At 39.5% G+C, this 16155-nt stretch carries 14 protein-coding genes; 7 read left to right on the forward strand and 7 right to left on the reverse strand.

The window, feature by feature from the left end:
- Positions 1-108 precede the first annotated feature (108 nt).
- Genes FKG96_RS16335 through FKG96_RS16345 form a run of 3 tightly spaced genes read left to right on the forward strand, consistent with a single transcriptional unit; the run spans position 109 to position 3844 of the window.
- Positions 109-1884 carry a carbamoyltransferase C-terminal domain-containing protein gene (locus tag FKG96_RS16335; RefSeq protein ID WP_242627179.1) on the forward strand — a complete coding sequence of 592 codons (1776 nt, stop codon included), beginning with the start codon at positions 109-111 and terminating at the stop codon, positions 1882-1884.
- Positions 1885-1898: 14 nt separating this feature from the next.
- On the forward strand, positions 1899-2882 hold the full coding sequence (locus FKG96_RS16340; protein ID WP_256377662.1) for a glycosyltransferase family 2 protein: 984 nt from the start codon (positions 1899-1901) through the stop codon (positions 2880-2882).
- A complete protein-coding gene (locus tag FKG96_RS16345; protein WP_130855886.1) occupies positions 2879-3844 on the forward strand; it encodes a glycosyltransferase family 9 protein in 966 nt (321 codons plus the stop codon). Before FKG96_RS16340 ends, FKG96_RS16345 begins: the two co-directional genes overlap by 4 nt.
- A 2-nt stretch (positions 3845-3846) precedes the next feature.
- Here the strand turns inward: FKG96_RS16345 and FKG96_RS16350 are convergent, their stop codons facing one another.
- From FKG96_RS16350 to FKG96_RS16365, 4 genes are read right to left on the reverse strand one after another with little or no spacing between them, the layout of a single operon-like run.
- Entirely contained in the window at positions 3847-4914 is a 1068-nt protein-coding gene (locus FKG96_RS16350; protein WP_130855885.1) for a glycosyltransferase family 9 protein, read from the reverse strand.
- Positions 4915-6411, reverse strand: a complete 1497-nt coding sequence (rfaE2, locus tag FKG96_RS16355) for a D-glycero-beta-D-manno-heptose 1-phosphate adenylyltransferase (protein WP_130855884.1) — start codon at positions 6409-6411, stop codon at positions 4915-4917.
- A complete protein-coding gene (locus tag FKG96_RS16360; RefSeq protein ID WP_130855883.1) occupies positions 6374-6994 on the reverse strand; it encodes an HAD-IIIA family hydrolase in 621 nt (206 codons plus the stop codon). Before FKG96_RS16360 ends, rfaE2 begins: the two co-directional genes overlap by 38 nt.
- Entirely contained in the window at positions 6984-8933 is a 1950-nt protein-coding gene (locus FKG96_RS16365; RefSeq protein WP_246860294.1) for a glycosyltransferase, read from the reverse strand. The genes FKG96_RS16360 and FKG96_RS16365 overlap by 11 nt, the downstream gene beginning before the upstream one ends.
- Positions 8934-9391: 458 nt before the next feature.
- On the opposite strand from FKG96_RS16365, the gene FKG96_RS16370 reads away from it, so the two are divergent.
- Complete coding sequence (locus FKG96_RS16370; protein WP_130855881.1) at positions 9392-9868, forward strand: hypothetical protein; 477 nt, start codon at positions 9392-9394, stop codon at positions 9866-9868.
- Here the strand turns inward: FKG96_RS16370 and FKG96_RS16375 are convergent.
- The gene (locus FKG96_RS16375; protein ID WP_130855880.1) at positions 9865-11019 is read right to left on the reverse strand and encodes a hypothetical protein; all 1155 of its coding nucleotides are present in this window, start codon (positions 11017-11019) and stop codon (positions 9865-9867) included. The genes FKG96_RS16370 and FKG96_RS16375 overlap by 4 nt on opposite strands.
- A gap of 38 nt (positions 11020-11057) precedes the next feature.
- The gene (locus tag FKG96_RS16380; RefSeq protein ID WP_130855879.1) at positions 11058-11633 is read right to left on the reverse strand and encodes a DUF4142 domain-containing protein; all 576 of its coding nucleotides are present in this window, start codon (positions 11631-11633) and stop codon (positions 11058-11060) included.
- Positions 11634-11991: 358 nt separating this feature from the next.
- On the opposite strand from FKG96_RS16380, the gene FKG96_RS16385 reads away from it, so the two are divergent.
- From FKG96_RS16385 to FKG96_RS16395, 3 genes are all read left to right on the forward strand, one after another.
- Positions 11992-12438 (forward strand): low affinity iron permease family protein, encoded by a 447-nt coding sequence (locus FKG96_RS16385; protein ID WP_130855878.1) that lies wholly within the window; start codon positions 11992-11994, stop codon positions 12436-12438.
- A 262-nt stretch (positions 12439-12700) separates the two neighbouring features.
- Complete coding sequence (locus FKG96_RS16390) at positions 12701-13162, forward strand: PA2169 family four-helix-bundle protein (protein ID WP_130855877.1); 462 nt, start codon at positions 12701-12703, stop codon at positions 13160-13162.
- A gap of 85 nt (positions 13163-13247) precedes the next feature.
- The gene (locus tag FKG96_RS16395; protein WP_041387569.1) at positions 13248-13883 is read left to right on the forward strand and encodes a LuxR C-terminal-related transcriptional regulator; all 636 of its coding nucleotides are present in this window, start codon (positions 13248-13250) and stop codon (positions 13881-13883) included.
- Between the two features lie 75 nt (positions 13884-13958).
- Here the strand turns inward: FKG96_RS16395 and FKG96_RS16400 are convergent, their stop codons facing one another.
- Positions 13959-16148 (reverse strand): ATP-dependent helicase, encoded by a 2190-nt coding sequence (locus FKG96_RS16400; RefSeq protein ID WP_130855876.1) that lies wholly within the window; start codon positions 16146-16148, stop codon positions 13959-13961.
- Positions 16149-16155 lie beyond the last annotated feature (7 nt).

A 16155-nucleotide genomic window follows, 5' to 3' on the forward strand; every position in this document is an offset into this window, starting at 1 on the left:
CAATTTTAAAGAACAAATAACTAAATGAAAAAGGGTTCTTGAGCACAAAATTGAGGGCGTAGAGAAGTGGCACTGTATATGGAATCCGATTCTTATTTAACCCTATAAATGAAAGATATGTATACCTTAGGAATTAACGCAGCTTTTCATGACTCCGCAGCTTGTTTAATCGAAAATGGACACCTAATTGCAGCCGCCGAAGATGAACGATTCACGCAAATCAAACATGGTAAACGCCCCATTCCATTTTCGACCTATGAACTACCTTATCATGCAATTGATTTTTGTCTAAAGCAAGCAGGAATCACCTTGTCTGCGGTTGATCACATCGCTTATTCGTTTGATCCCTTTTTATTGGTTAACCCTGGGGATGAGAAGAGGCCATGGGCAGATATTCCTTTTGTTAGAAATACAGAACACGATAAAGATTCCGAGCCGTGGCGAAATCTTTTTCTTTCCTCTATCATTAATGCTCCACGACAATTGGTTGATGGTTACCCACACCATCTGCAATCCTCCTTTTTAAATGCAAGGACAAACGATTGGATCTGGCATTTTACGGATCATCATCTGTCCCATGCAGCCAGTGCATTTTTTCCTTCTCCTTTTGAGGCAGCAGCCGTGCTCGTTATGGACGGTCGGGGTGAAACAGCATCAAGTTCTTATTACGTTGGAAACCAAAATGGCTTGGAGTTGATACAACAAGTACAGCTGCCCCATTCCCTAGGCCTGTTGTATGAAGATATCACAGCGCATCTCGGATTTCTACGATCATCTGACGAATATAAAGTAATGGCTTTAGCTTCATATGGTGAGCCTGTTTTTGTTGATGAATTTAGAGAGATTGTGCGCTTAACAGGAAGCGGACAATATGAAATAAGCGATCTGCGACTTTCTGAGAGATTTGGCCCACAGCGCTTAAGAAACGCTCCCTTTACCGCACACCATTTTAACATTGCACGTTCGCTTCAGTATGTTTTAGAAGAGCGTATATTGGAGTTGTTGAATTGGTTTTATGAGGTGACGCGGGAAGAAAATCTTTGTCTCGCCGGCGGTGTATTTCTCAATTGTGTTTTAAATGCCCGTATCAGGGATAAAAGTCCATTCAAGAATGTGTGGGTGCAGCCTGCTGCCGGTGATTCCGGTACAGCTTTAGGGGCTGCTATATTAAAAGATCGGGAAGAACGTAGAGAAAGTAAAAAGACTTCGATCATGCAGGACGTATATTTAGGCCCCTCTTACTCCGATAGTGACATACAACGTATTTTGGAACGAAATAAAATTCCTTATATCAAAATGCATGACATAGTGGAAGAGACCGCAACGTTACTTGCTCAAGATAAAATTATCGGATGGTTTCAGGGTGCGATGGAATATGGCCCAAGAGCCTTAGGAAGTCGTTCTATCTTGGCTTCGCCGTTAAGTCCTGAAATGCAAGCCAAATTAAATGAGGTAAAGGATCGCGAAGACTTTCGACCCGTCGCACCTGTTGTAACGGAAGAGGACGCCGAAAATTGGTTTGTGGGAGCAAAACAGTCACCGTTTATGCTGTTCATCTATGATGTGATTCCCGATAAAGCGACGCAAATACCAGCCGTAAAGCACGTCGATGGTACTGCGCGTATTCAAACGGTTAATGAAAAACAAAATCCACTTTATTACCGACTTATCAAGGCGTTCGAACGGAAAACAGGAGTGCCTGTACTCGTAAATACCTCTTTTAACACATTGGGAAAGCCAATTGTATGCACACCAAGAGATGCTATTGAATGCTTTTGGACATCCCCCTTCGATGCGCTTATCATAGGATCCTTTCTAATTCAGAAGGATTATGTCAATGTTCCTGAAAGAATGGTCTTGGACGAAAATCTTGTTAGTTTTTAGGGTGCCGTATGGATATGTTTAGGATAACTGTAGTAATTCCGACTTACCAAAGAACGATGTTATTGTCACGATGTCTAGACGCTTTGACTAAACAAACACTTAATCAGCGTTTATATGACATTATTGTGGTGGGTGATGGTTATGACAAAGAAACGGAAGAGCTGGTAGCTACGTTTAATACCGCTTTTGAAAATCGTATAACTTATCTTTATACTGAATGCAAAAAAGGACCGGCTGCAGCCCGAAACCTAGGATGGTTATACGCTGATGGACACCTGGTTGCGTTCACTGATGATGATTGTATTCCCGATGAACTTTGGCTTCAGGAAATTTTTGACGCCTATAACGGTGAGGAGAAAATCGTATATACAGGATCAGTATATGTACCAACCCCCGAGAGCCCGACAGATTTTGAAAGGAATACGGCACAATTGGAGGTTGCAGAGTTTATCACGGCTAATTGTATTTGTACGAAACAAGCGCTATACCATGTCGGAGGTTTTGACGAACGATTTAAAATGGCATGGAGAGAAGACAGCGACTTGCATTTTAAGCTTCTCCGTGCAAAAATCCCAATAATAAAACTTAACAAAGCCGTTGTTATTCATCCAGCTAGAAAGGCCAAATGGGGAATTAGCATAAAAGAACAAAAGAAAGGCATATATAATGCGTTATTGGCAAAGAAATTTCCAAGTCTCTATCAAGCCCGAATCGGCCATCCAACAAATGCTTTATATTACAGTCTTTTATTGCTATTGATTTCCATGGTTCTCTTATGGCATGTGAACCTGAAGTGGGCCTTTTTTGCCAGTCTAAGTTTTTGGTTGTTTCTTACCGCTAAATTTATTTTAATACGTCTGAGAGGAACCAGTAAATCACCCTCTCATATTGCAGAAATGGTTTTTACTTCAATACTAATACCGTACTTATCTATTTTTTGGCAGCTGTATGGTTCTATTAAATACCGAACCGTTTATAATATTAAGATCGGAAAATGAAATCAATCGCAATTTTCAGAGCCTTACAATTAGGAGATTTTTTATGTGCGATACCGGCAATACGCTCATTAAGACAAGCGTATCCGAATGCGCGTATTGCTTGGATAGGACTGCCGGGTACACAACATCTGCAACATCGTTTTGCCAATTATATTGATGAATTCATTCCCTTCCCCGGCTATCCGGGGCTGCCTGAGCAGCCCATTGAACCGAAAAAGATTTTGGCCTTTCTACAAGATATGCAGAGGCGTAAATTTGATTTGGTAATACAAATGCAGGGAAATGGCACCTATGTTAATGCACTCGTTTCATTATTTGATGCAAATAAATTGGCTGGCTTTTTCAAGGATTCACTCTTTCGACCAAACAATGAACATTTTGTTCCCTATCCTGAACACTTGCATGAGATTGAACGGCACTTATATTTGATGCATCATCTCGGCATACCTGATGCAGGTAAACAACTCGAATTTCCGCTTCTAAAAGACGATCGTCATATCTGCGAAAAATTCCATTTAACGCCGGGGAATTTCGTTTGTATACATCCTGGGTCACGTGGCGAATCTCGTAGATGGAATCCAAAGTACTTTGCGCAAATAGCCAACCGTTGTTTAGAAGCGGGTTATGATGTCGCTATTACGGGGACAAAAGAGGAAGAAACGATTGCCAACGAACTATCAGCACATATGAACCGCCCGCCATTATTTCTTGTCGGTCAAACAGATTTAGATGAGATCGCCCTTTTACTTAAACAAGCGAGGGGATTATTATCCAACTGCACAGGGGTAGCCCATATAGCCTATGCACTGCAGGTGCCTGCAGTGGTCGTTAGTATGGATGGTGAACCTCATCGGTGGGGCCCCCTAACTCCTACAAGGCAGCAAATAATAGATTGTCAAAGAAAGCCAAATGTCGAAAAGGTGCTTCAACATTTCAACAATACAGTGTTGTGTAATATATAAAATCACCACATAGACAATACCGCTTGCATGATATCATTCACCGATGGTAAAGGCAAGTAGTCAGCGTAATATTTTCGATCAACATAGCGAATAACTTCATTTTTGCTTTTGATCTGTTCATCAATACTATATTCAAGCACGCGTGCATTACCCATCCAAGGATGGTGTTGTGGATTTGTTTGAGCATAAAGTACAACTAGAGGAGTCTCAACGGCCGTCGCTAAATGGACGGTAGCTGTATTGACAGATATGACAAGTTTGGACATTTGGAGAAGTGCTGCAAACTCATCTATACGGAAAAGGCCTCCGGTTGAAAAAGAGTTATCTTTCACACGATCTTTCAAGCGGTTTGTTATTGAACTTTCACTATCCGAGCCGGAAAACACAATCTGTGTATCTAATAGCTTTAACATTTCTTTAGCGAGCTCTTCCCATTTTTCTTCGGGAAACTGCCTTTTTTCTTCACTCACACCTGGATGTAGTACAATGAAAGGTTTCGATAGATTTATTCCCAAAGCTTCGAGTTTGATTCTTACGCTTGAAATGGCATTTTCCTTAATCGCTACTGTTATTTTTTTCTCCTTTGCTACAGCCCCAACACGCTCAACTAAGTCGAGATCACGTTCGACCTGAGGTTTAATAAGTTCGTAGGGTTCCTTCTCAGGAATCCAATCATTTAAAAGCTCATAAGGATTTTCTCGACAATATGCTAGACGTCTCGGAATTCCCGCCATCCATGCTAACATTGCTGCGGGTAACGGACTTTGACTGTAAACGGTAAAAATCACGCAAGCATCAAACGATGCCACTTTCAATTGTGAAACTAGTTTTTCTACTATATGAGTTGCATGATTGGCTTTTAACTTAACCCAGGGCAAATCGACTGCAATGGTTTCATCAACCATAGGCAACAGTGAAACGACTTCTGATGTATCTGTTGATGTTAACAATGTAATCCTACAATTAAAGCTATCTTTAAGCGCTCGGATTGCAGGAGACGACATGAGTACGTCTCCTGTATTATCTGCTCGAATCACGAGTATATTTTTACAGCCATGCCATGTAGTCATTTAAGCTTTCATTTTGGTGACTTGGTTTGGCGATGAATTTTCCTGGATACGTCTAATTATGTTGGTAGTTGACTTTCCATGCGTAAAAGGTAAGAGCACCAATTTGGCACCAACTTCATTTATAGCTTGCAATTCGGGCATTTGTTTGTTTCTATAGTCCTCTCCCTTCACCACTATATCGGGTTTCAATGCCCGTATTAAATTTGCTGGGTTATCTTCATCATTTTCATTACCAAAACTTATGATATAATCAATTGATGAGAATGCCGCTAAAACATGCATTCGATCTTTCAGTATATTAATCGGTCTGCTTTTTCCTTTTAAACGGCGCACGCTTTCATCGGAATTTACACCAACAATTAGTACATCGCCCATTTTTCTTGCTTCCTGTAGGTAGTGTGTGTGCCCGCAATGCATGATGTCAAAGCAGCCATTCGTGAAAATAATTCGCTTATTTTTTGCTTTAAGTTGATCTGTAAGGCTAGTCAATAACGACGTAGAAGTTAAAATTTTTGTCTTATTCACTATTTTATCAACAATATCTATTGCATGACAAACGGAGGTTCCCGACTTTTCAATTACACAATGTGAAGCGATGGCTGCAATTTGGGCGGCTTCTATCTTCTCGGCATTGGAAACAAGTGCCAAAGTTGCTGTAGCCAGGTAGGTGTCTCCTGCCCCACAGACATTTGGATTATAAACGGGATCGACCGGTAGATGTAAGGATTTTTGCCCTCTTTCGATCCAAACTGCACCATCCGAATCCAAGGTAAGAGCAACATATTTAGCCCTCGTTTTTTCGATGAGTTGCTTGGAAATTTGGTCTACCTGCGCAATCCTATCAGGCATAGTTTCTATATTAAGTAAATTAAGGGCCTGTTTATAATTTGGCTTCACCACAGTCGGCCTCAATGCGCTAAAAGAAAACAATCGCTTGGAATCGATCGCTATGAACCTTGGGTAACGCGTCTGTAGCTGAATCAATGCAGCGATTACGCGTGCACTGATTACGCCCTTTTCATAATCGGCAATTATTACAGCATCGCAAGCTTGATATGCATCCGCTAAGAGGTCAATCAGAAGCGATTCTGAAGATTCACTCAGGGAACAGTGATCACCTTCATCGAAACGAACAATCGTATGTTGATCTGCAAGAACACGTGTTTTCACTTCCGTTCTTCTTTTATTATCATGCACCAAATATTGTTCTTGAATTTTATGCCGCTTTAATAAAGGCTTTACAGACGATTCATAAAGGTCTTCTCCAATGACACTGCAAAGGAGCGTCGTAGCTCCTAGCGCCTGAAGATTTGCAGCTACATTTCCGGCCCCACCCAAGCATAGCATCTTTTTTTGTACATCCACTACAGGAACCGGAGCTTCAGGAGAGATCCTGCTAGTCGTTCCGTTTATGAAAACGTCTAAAATAAAATCGCCAATAACGAGTACTTTCTTCTCTTTAAACTGATGGACTAAATCTATTAATCTTTGGCTCATGATCTACTGTACTTAAATGAGTTATAATTTTATTAGCAGCTTCTAAAAAATCAGATGCAACGTAGTATGGTCTCCTATAATAACCATCAACCATCCATTCTGTCTCATTGCCGTTATCTATAAGTATGGTTTTACATCCTGCACGATTTCCTGCTTCAACATCATTCAAGATATCACCTATCATCCAAGATTGACTTAGTGAAATGTGATGGTCTTCGGCAGCCCGCTCCAGCAATCCAGGCTGGGGTTTTCTGCAGTTGCATGCATAGGAAAAACGAGAGACAATACCGTCAGGATGATGAGGACAGAAATAAAACCCTTCAAAAGGTGGTAATCCTTCTTCAATAAACAGTCGGGCCAATGCTTTTTTTACCTCAAAAATCTCATCCTCCGTGAAATAACCTTTTGCGATGCCTGACTGATTCGTTATGATGATAAAGACAAAACCGTTAGCTGCTAATTCCTTTAAACCTCTGACAACCCCTTTTTCAAAGGTAATTCTATTTGGGTCGGCGTTATAAGGAATGTCTGGTATGATCGTTCCGTCTTTATCTAAGAACACTGCCTTTCTATTAACTTGCATGATGTTGTTTTGTCAGATAATATGCGTTAGTGTTTAAAACCGCGTATCCTAAGCGTTCATCCCGGTTTTTCATTAATCGCTTAGTAGTTGCCCTTAATTCACCGGTCTCGCGGACCAATCCCTCCGACGAAAACATACGTTGTTCAATCAACGTGCAGATCGAATGGATGACATGTAATTGTATTTCTTGAATGCGTTGTGTACTATCGGAAGGGACAATGATATTAACATCTCCGAAACGATAGGCTTCTCCTCCTTTCTTCCCCAGTAAATTAATACAGATCATTCCCAGTTTCTTAGCCTTTTTTATTGCGTGCAATATGTTTTCTGAGTTACCGCTTGTGCTAATTGTAAACAAGATATCGCCCTTAGTACCAAGGGCCTCGACTTGTCTTGCGAATACTTCTTCGAAACAAAAATCGTTTGCCCATGCCGTTAATGTAGACGTATCGGCAGTAAGCGCGATGGCTGGAAGAGCTGGCCTTCGCTCAATGTCGAAACGACCTACAAGCTCTGCAGCGAAATGTTGACTCTCCGCCGCACTTCCTCCGTTGCCACATATTAGCATCTTCTTGCCCTTTGAAAAGCCTTTGCAGATAACACTACCAGCTTCCAGGATAGCAGGCGAAAGTAGAGCGGCTGAGAACTGAAATGTGGAAGCCGCTTCTTCAAAAGCATGTGCTATAAGTTGCGACTCATCTCTATAAACAATAAAATCCGGATCAATAAGCGACTCATATATCATCATGATCGCATTACTGACGTTCTGCCAGGTGAAAAGATGATTTACTCTATCGATACCCTGTAATCCCATTAAGCCACCCTCCGATTTCAAAAGCCTTTGCATCTTGTTAGCCAATTCAACAGGTTTTTTAGGCGGTACTAAATAACCGGTTACTCCATCTACAACGCTATATTTAATGCCTCCTACGTTTGAACCGATTACAGGTGTCCCACAGGCCATTGCTTCCAAAGGTGTAATTCCAAAGGGCTCGTACCACGGAGTGGAAACAAAAACATCTGCTGCACTGTAATAATATTTCAATTCTTCTCGCTTCTTTGGTCCAATAAACTCGACGTATGAGGAAACACCTTCCTCTTCTACGATTTTCTGAAGGCGCTTCAATTCAGCACTGGCCATAAATTGTTCAGCGTTTCCTTCTCCTCCTACAACCAGAAGTCTTACTTTAAAATCCCCTTTCAAGTATTTTAGCGCATGGATTACGTTATCCACTCCTTTTCTCGGAACCATGCGTCCTAATTGTAAAATAATTTTTTCATCATTCTGAAGTCCTAAAAGCATACGTGCGTACATTTTATCGATAGGATAAAATTCCGTGGGATTAAAACCACAAGGGACAACGGCTATTCGTTTCGCATTAGCGTTGTACATGCTAATTAAATCTTGTTTATCTTGTGGACATTCAGCAATAATGCAATCGGCTTCTCTCGCGATATTTTCTTCAATAGTCACTCGTTCTTGAGGAAATTTATCATCTTCCTGTAAATGTAATCGCCGAACTTTACCCAGGGCGTGGAACGTCACAACCAATGGAATACGATATCTCAATTTTAGGGATAGACCAACCCATGCCGACATCCAAAAGTTGGCGTGTATCAAAGCATAATCTATTCCTTCTGATTCAATAAAGGTGATCATGTCGTCCTTAAAGGCCTCCATGAAGTCAAATAATTGTTCTTTTGGTATGCTTTGCTGTGGCCCTGCATTGACATGGATAACTCTTACATCCGGAAACAGTCGCACTATTCGAGGTAGTCTATCGCAATCACTTCGTGTAAAAATGTCAATAGCATAGCCGTCTTTGGCGAGCTGTCTGGCGAGCTCCGTAACATACACATTCTGTCCTCCACTGTCTATTCCGCCTAACATGGCAAGGGGTGAGGCATGTTCGCTTATAAATGCAATTCTCTTCTTCATAATTATTCTGGATAATATGCTATTGAAATTCCCTGTAATCAGCATCTTTATTTTGCTTACGTAGTACAATTGATCAAAACATTGTACCGTGGCAGACGCCATGCTGCTTGACGAAGAGATAGCAATCAATACTTATAATTAAATTTTTCTAACCTTCGTTTCTTATAAAGAAACAAGACATATACCTAAAAAAAGAATAGAATTTGTTTTACGTAGGGTAAAAAAGAAAAAGCTCTGTAGTTGTTAGATTAGCAGAACATTAGAAATAAGGACGATTTTATAATGAGATCGGTATACAAAACCGGTCTGGTTTTCAAGCTGTCCTAAAAAGTAAATAAGCCTGTTTGCAAAAGCAGATATCTTCTTGACAACCAACTGCTAATGTGCTGACAGGGGTAAACAGCCCTTGGCTTAGCATAAAGGAATAATCATTGCTTAACAAAATAAAATTCCATAAAATGCTTTTTATTAAACTCATATTATCCGGATTGAGCGCAACCATACTGATGGTACTCGTACAAAAACTATACGTTACGGTTAGCCAAAGGGGAATTACGCTAACCGAATTATTTAGTTATTTACTAATTGAAACGCGTAAGGAGGAAACGAGGCCCACGGGAATGTCCAATCGTTTATACATAGGCTTTATTGTGTGTTATTTGTTGGGGGTCTTTTTCGTTGGCGTTTATTATCTGTTATGGCGCCTTGGCGTAGGAAGATCTGATGTAATAACGGCGCTTCTATTTGGAGCCGCCCATGGATTAGCGAGTATTTTGCTCGTTAGAATTACCTTAAAGAAACACTTAATCTCTCTTGGTATAAATGCTCATTTCTACCTAGGTTTATTTTTTGCACATATCATGTTTTCATTAACTGCGATCGTGACATTCAATTTAGTTACGCAAATTATGCGCGTAGGCGAAATACAACCTTAATAACGGAGGCTTGCAACGAGCAATTTTGCGTCGGGCATTTCTTCTTCGGATAACACATATATATTTCCACCGTTCTGAATAGTATGAATGATCGCTTGATTAACAAGACACTCATCACCATATTCTTTTTCGGTATGGAGCGTTACTTGATTACGATCCTTGTCAAATTTTCCCCATGCATGACTTCGTTCTTTGACAAAAAGGTTTTCTACTTGTCCGAAAAAACTGGCTGTAATGACTTTCGAAAAGTCGTCGCAGCTGGTCCCTCCTCCAAGATTGTTATAATAGTTTGCTAACGCGCTTCTGACCGGTTTCTGCAAAAAAGGGATCATCATATTTCTCGATTTTTCAAAAATGATGTGGGTGTCTACCCGCTCGTAATTACCGGCTAAATATTCAGGTACAATATTTCCATACCGACTGATCTGTCTATATTTCGCTGCCATATATGCTACCCCGGCTAATAGTAAAGGCGCTTTCTCATTTCCCAATTTTTCCTTCCATAATGTTTGATCGACCTCTTTTAAATAAGCTGCCACATATTCTTCTTCATCTGCGAGTCCAGCGTCATGCCCATGAGCACTACCTATGCCGGTTGCTGGGCTCCCTCCTGCTCTGAACAACCTCTGGCCACTTTTCTCTTCAAAATGGATGACATCATCCATACCTCTTGGTAAACCCTCAATGCTCAGTTCTTCAATAGAAAAGGCAGTCCCTCTATAAAAAGCCGTTGCGTTTTTACTAATGGCTAGTACATAGAAATGTATATCATTATTAAGTAGCGGGAAAATAGGTGTGAGATAAAAGGTGTTATTAACATAGACTTCCTCTTTTATTGATATGGGTAGTTTTTTGACCAAAAAAGAGTCTGCTGTGATGAATAGCGCCAAACCATAATCCAGTTTATACCAAAATTCCTTATCATCTAACAATTCATAGCTTGGCTTAAGCAATTGTTGTATGTCTGCTTTGTCTCCGCCTGAATCAAGAACCTGCTTTTCCACATTCTTCAATATATTCTTATATAATAACCGGTCTTGTTTTTCGTTCACTTCAAAACCGGAACGGTGGGTTGGCATGTAGATGGTGATACAGCGATCGCTTTTTACATTTGCCAACCCTAGAAATTGCTCTCTCGATATGGTGTCCATAATCATTGTCTTTTTAATGGGTTTGAATATTTAGCTAGTTAATTAAGCTTGCTGCTTAGTTTCTTCGCAATTTGAAGGTGATTTCTTATAATGGGTATGTTTTTGTTAGCAAATGATTGTATATGTACATCCTTAGCATGCGCTCCAGCTTGGTCAAATAAGGTTAACGACGTTGTATGGTCTTCGATCATTTGTTGTAAAAAAGCACTTTCAAATTCTTTCCCCGACTTACTTCTTAGGCGATTAAGCTTGTCTGTGTGTGCGTCATCTAAACTTTCTGGGATTTGCACTCGTCTCTCTGCTACAATATCCTTCATGTCTTTAGTCAACTGTTGATGTTGTGTAATCAACAGTTTAGCATAACTTTGGATGGCTGTATCCCTAGACTTCTCGCTCGCCAACTTGCCCGCTTCGATCTCTCCCATTCCAGACCTTATAACTGCATTCACAAAGGCTTTATCTTCAGACTCCAAAATTCCCGAGTCAGCTTCCATTTTGTTGGTAATAGAATCCTCCATGCTCAAAGGTCTATTTCTGTATTTGTTTCGTTCTTGTTCGTTACAGCTTAATATAAAGAATAACGAACCTATCGCAATTGCCACTTTGAACATCATAAAAACTTTTTATTATAATGAAACAATTAATATACCCATTTCATTTGCTGGTGTTAAAAGGCTTTTAAAATAAAAATGCCGGTGTTTTCGTCGTCTTGACATAATAACTAATCCACTTTTCTATACAACACATAAAACCATACCAATCATTTCGGTCGGTCCATAATTTGCATAAAACCTGTTTTCTCGCCGCGGCGCTTACCTTTTAAGGTTGACCATAGCAGTCCATTTTCTTATTTCTTGGTTATCGCCGTACTTAATTCGTTTGTATTCGAAAACTTTCAATTCCTATTCTATGTTCTTAAGAAGAATCCCACAGAATAAGGTGTTCTGTATACAGATCATAAAAAAGATTTATATGTCAACTAATAATTTTTTTGAAAAATTCTCCGATAAAATAACCGGCTGGACAGGGAGTTCTACTGCCTTCGGAATAGCCTTTGGAATTGTCATCGGTTGGGGGCTCTCCGGGCCGATTTTTAAATATTCTGACACTTGGCAGCTGGTAATTAACACAGGAACTACAATTGTTACGTTTTTGATGGTGTTTTTGATTCAAAAGTCACAAAACAAAGACTCAAAGGCAATCCAGCTAAAGTTAAATGAACTTGTTGCCGCGAATAAAAAAGCGAGTAACCGTATGGTGGACGTTGAAGATTTTACAGAGGAAGAGCTAGATATGCTCCATAAATTTTACGAAAAGCTGGCGGATAAGGCCAAACAGGAATCAGATATTCATCAATCACATTCTATAGGAGATGCAAAAGGAATCAATAAGTCGAAAAAAAAAGGAGCAGACGAATAGCTCATCTCAACCCGGCCATTTATCCCTGTTCTATATAAAGACAAATGGGGTTTATTAAGGCTATTATTTATTGCTTATCTTACTTTATGTTTTTATTTCAAGGTAGCTGTTTTGCTTTCGTTAAATGTGTTTCTAAACATTTTAAAAGTGTATTAAATTTTACATATTACTGGTACGATTCGGGCAATATGCCTCTTAAACAAAATCCCTGGAGTCACTCGATAGAAAGACGTAACGGCATGGATTTCGCTTGAATATACATATGGAAAATCTCGAAGCGAAAACACCACTGTTGAATGACCTAATACAGCTTAATAATGACCGAATAGCTGGATACGAAAATGCTATTCAGGAATTAGATGATAATGATACTGATTTAAAATCAGAATTTCACAATTTTATAACGCAAAGCTATCAATTCCTTACCGAATTAAAGGATGAGCTCGAGCGAACCGGTGGAAAGGCAAACGATAGGGCGACCGTTGAAGGCGAGTTTTTTCGAAGTTGGATGGATATGAAGGCTTTGTTCAGCGAAGACAAGAGACGAGCAATTCTTAAAAGTTGCATAGAAGGCGAAAATATAATTTACGAAGCCTATGATTATGCAGAAAAATTGGAAGAACTCCCTTCTGATGCGCGCTTTCTTCTTTCACAACACAAACAACAATTAAAATTGGCAAGTAATAAGGTGATGACGCTCTACGAAGCTGAAAATAGAGCGTAACTAACATGTTAAAAAAAAATAAAAAACAATTTAAAAATCAACATGTTAAATCATAACACAGTACATTTACCTTATTACTTAAGCTATGAACGCGAATATCAAATTAAGAATTCAGAATCCGCTATTAAAAACCGGCTTACAAGCCATGTTAAAGGAAGAGAAGAATTTATTGTTGTTGAGAGATGAGTCTTACGACGAACTGGCAGATGTTTGTTTGTTTGAACTGAATAATGAAGACGATATTCGGTATTTGAAAAAGATGGAATCCCTATCATTGAGGTCCCGAATGCTTGCCATCTTGTCGTCTAGCGATTTATCCCTGGTTACGCAATCGCTCGAACAACAAATAGCCGGTGTAATTATGGATAACGCTTCGGAAGAAGAGCTGTTATTCGCTATCGAATACATAATCAAGGGAAACAAATATGTAGCACCCAGTATATCCTTGCAGTTTATTCAGAAACTTGGTAGCTTGGGTTCATCAACGCTTTTTTCATCCAAAATGGAATTGCTTAATCAAAAAGAGCGAGACGTATTGGAGTTAATTATGAGCGGTCATGCCAACAGGGAAATAGCCTATCAGCTATTTACCACCAAAAGGAAGATCGAGGAAATACGAAAATCTATCATGAAAAAAATAGGTGTAGACAACAATTTAAGCTTGACGGCTTTTTATCTTAATCAAGAGCTGTATCATAAGGATCATTTAGGCACAACATAAATGTATTCACAAGACAGATTACGACATAGTAATCCGTCTCTCAATCGAGTAACAAAATCTTCCGAAATACATACGTCATTCGTTAATGATATCGTATGTATTGTCTGATATGCCGTATAAGAATCGACTCGGTTTTGTAAATACAGCGTCCCAAGAAGAAACATAAGCTGGCATCGTGATAAACAAATTTTCCTTGGCTCTGCTACAAGCGACGTAAAATAAACGTCGCTCCTCCTCTATTTCTTCTAAAGATGCCATTGATCTTACCGAAGGCAAGATACCATCAAGGGCAAACGGAACAAAAACGGTATGCCATTCCAAACCTTTAGCAGAATGTATCGTTGAAATCGTAAGAGGTTTTTCGTCACTTTCATCAAAGGGTATAGTCTTATCCTGATATCGGTTGGATGGAGGCTCTAACGTAAAATCAGCTAAAAATTTCTCTAAATCTTCGTATTTAGCTGCAATCTCTGCAAATATCTCAAGATCAATTTCTCTGGCGTCAAAATCGTCTTCCAATTGTTTTAATAGCGGTTTATAAAATTCATAGATCGGAGGAATTAAATCGACGGGTGCAGAACCTAATTGCTGCATTCGATTAAATAGATCTAAAAGTTCTTTTAAATGTTCTCCATGCTTTTTCCCTTCAAACAAATTAGTTTCAATTCGACCGTGTTGCTCATGTATTTTAACAATAATTTCTTTTGCGCGTACGTCTCCAATGCCTTCGAGCAACTTTAGAATACGATGCCAGGCCACGGCGTCCATCGGATTCATCATAATTTTTAGGAAGGACACCATGTCCTTGACATGTCTTCTTTCACCGAATTTTATTCCTCCTACTACAATGAATGGAATATTCCTCTTCATCAATTCTGCTTGTACAAAATTGGATTGCCATGACGCTCTGCTTAGTATAGCGAAATCAGAATATTCTAAATCATTTTCCTTCAGTGTCATGACGGTGTCCACAATATAAGCCGCTTCTTCGGTCGTATCGACTAACCGATTTATGCGAGGCTTTCGTCCCTTATGTAATCGAGAAAATAATTCTTTTTTAAAACCGATCCGAGCACTTTCTATCAGCTTGTTTGTAAAATCCAAAATGCGTTGTGTACTCCGATAGTTCTCCTCAATTTTTACTACCCCACAATTTTCAAAATGTTGTGGGAAACGAAGAATATTCTCGAAGTTAGCTCCACGGAATGAATAGATACTTTGTGCATCGTCACCGACAACCGTTATGTTTCCTTTTTGTGATAACAATTCCACGATCTCGCGTTGAATATTGTTTGTATCTTGATACTCATCTACTAAAATGTAAGCTACTTTCGCCTGTAGTACTTGTCTGAAATGCGTATTAGTTTTTAGTTTATCACGTAATATATCAATCAAGTCATCGTAATCCATTAAGTTCGACCGCTGCTTGTATGCAGCGAGCAAAGTATAAATTCGCTGAAAGTCTTTTACAAATCGCTCATATTCGGGAAAATATTCGGCAATAACATTCTCAATACCCAATTCATGATTCTTTGCTTTAGAGAAGATACTCTGAATCGTACTTGATTTAGGAAAATGCTTACTGCCTTTTTTTGGCGTTAAGTTTAATTCGGTTTTTAGAAGGCTGATGATATCGACCACATCCTCGCCATCAATGATGGTAAAGTTTGGTGGAAGGCCGACTAAAGCATGGTACTTTCGCAATGCATAATTAGCAAAAGAGTGAAAAGTTCCACCTAGTACATTCGTAATAGACTTGGCATGCAGCAACTTTTGTACCCGGTTAAGCATTTCATTAGCCGATTTCCTCGTAAAAGTGAGCAGCAAAATCTCGTTTGGTTCAAATCCCTTTTCAATTAGATAGCTTACTTTATAAGTAATAACACGCGTCTTACCCGTACCGGCTCCTGCAATAACCAATAAGGGCTTATCTAGGGTACATACTGCAGCTAACTGCTGTGGATTTAGCTCTTTTTTATAGTTGATTTTAAGATTGGAAAGATCATAAATACGGTAAATATCAACAAGCTTCTCATCAATATGCTTTGCAGCATCCATTAATGTCCGTAGATACGTAGGGATTTGCGTATCAAAATTCTCAACTCGTAGGGGTTTACTTAATAGGTCTTTGAGCCCTTCTTTTTTTTGCTTGGAGTAGCTTACTATGTTTGTATCAAACAGCAAACCATCCAACAAACGGTCCAAATCTACCGACTGTCCTTCCCTATCGTCCCGCTTATTTTTATCGTCATTGGTCGGATCCATATCAAAA

This window comes from Olivibacter sp. LS-1, assembly GCF_008245145.1.
GTDB classification, from domain to species: Bacteria; Bacteroidota; Bacteroidia; order Sphingobacteriales; family Sphingobacteriaceae; genus Olivibacter; species Olivibacter oleidegradans.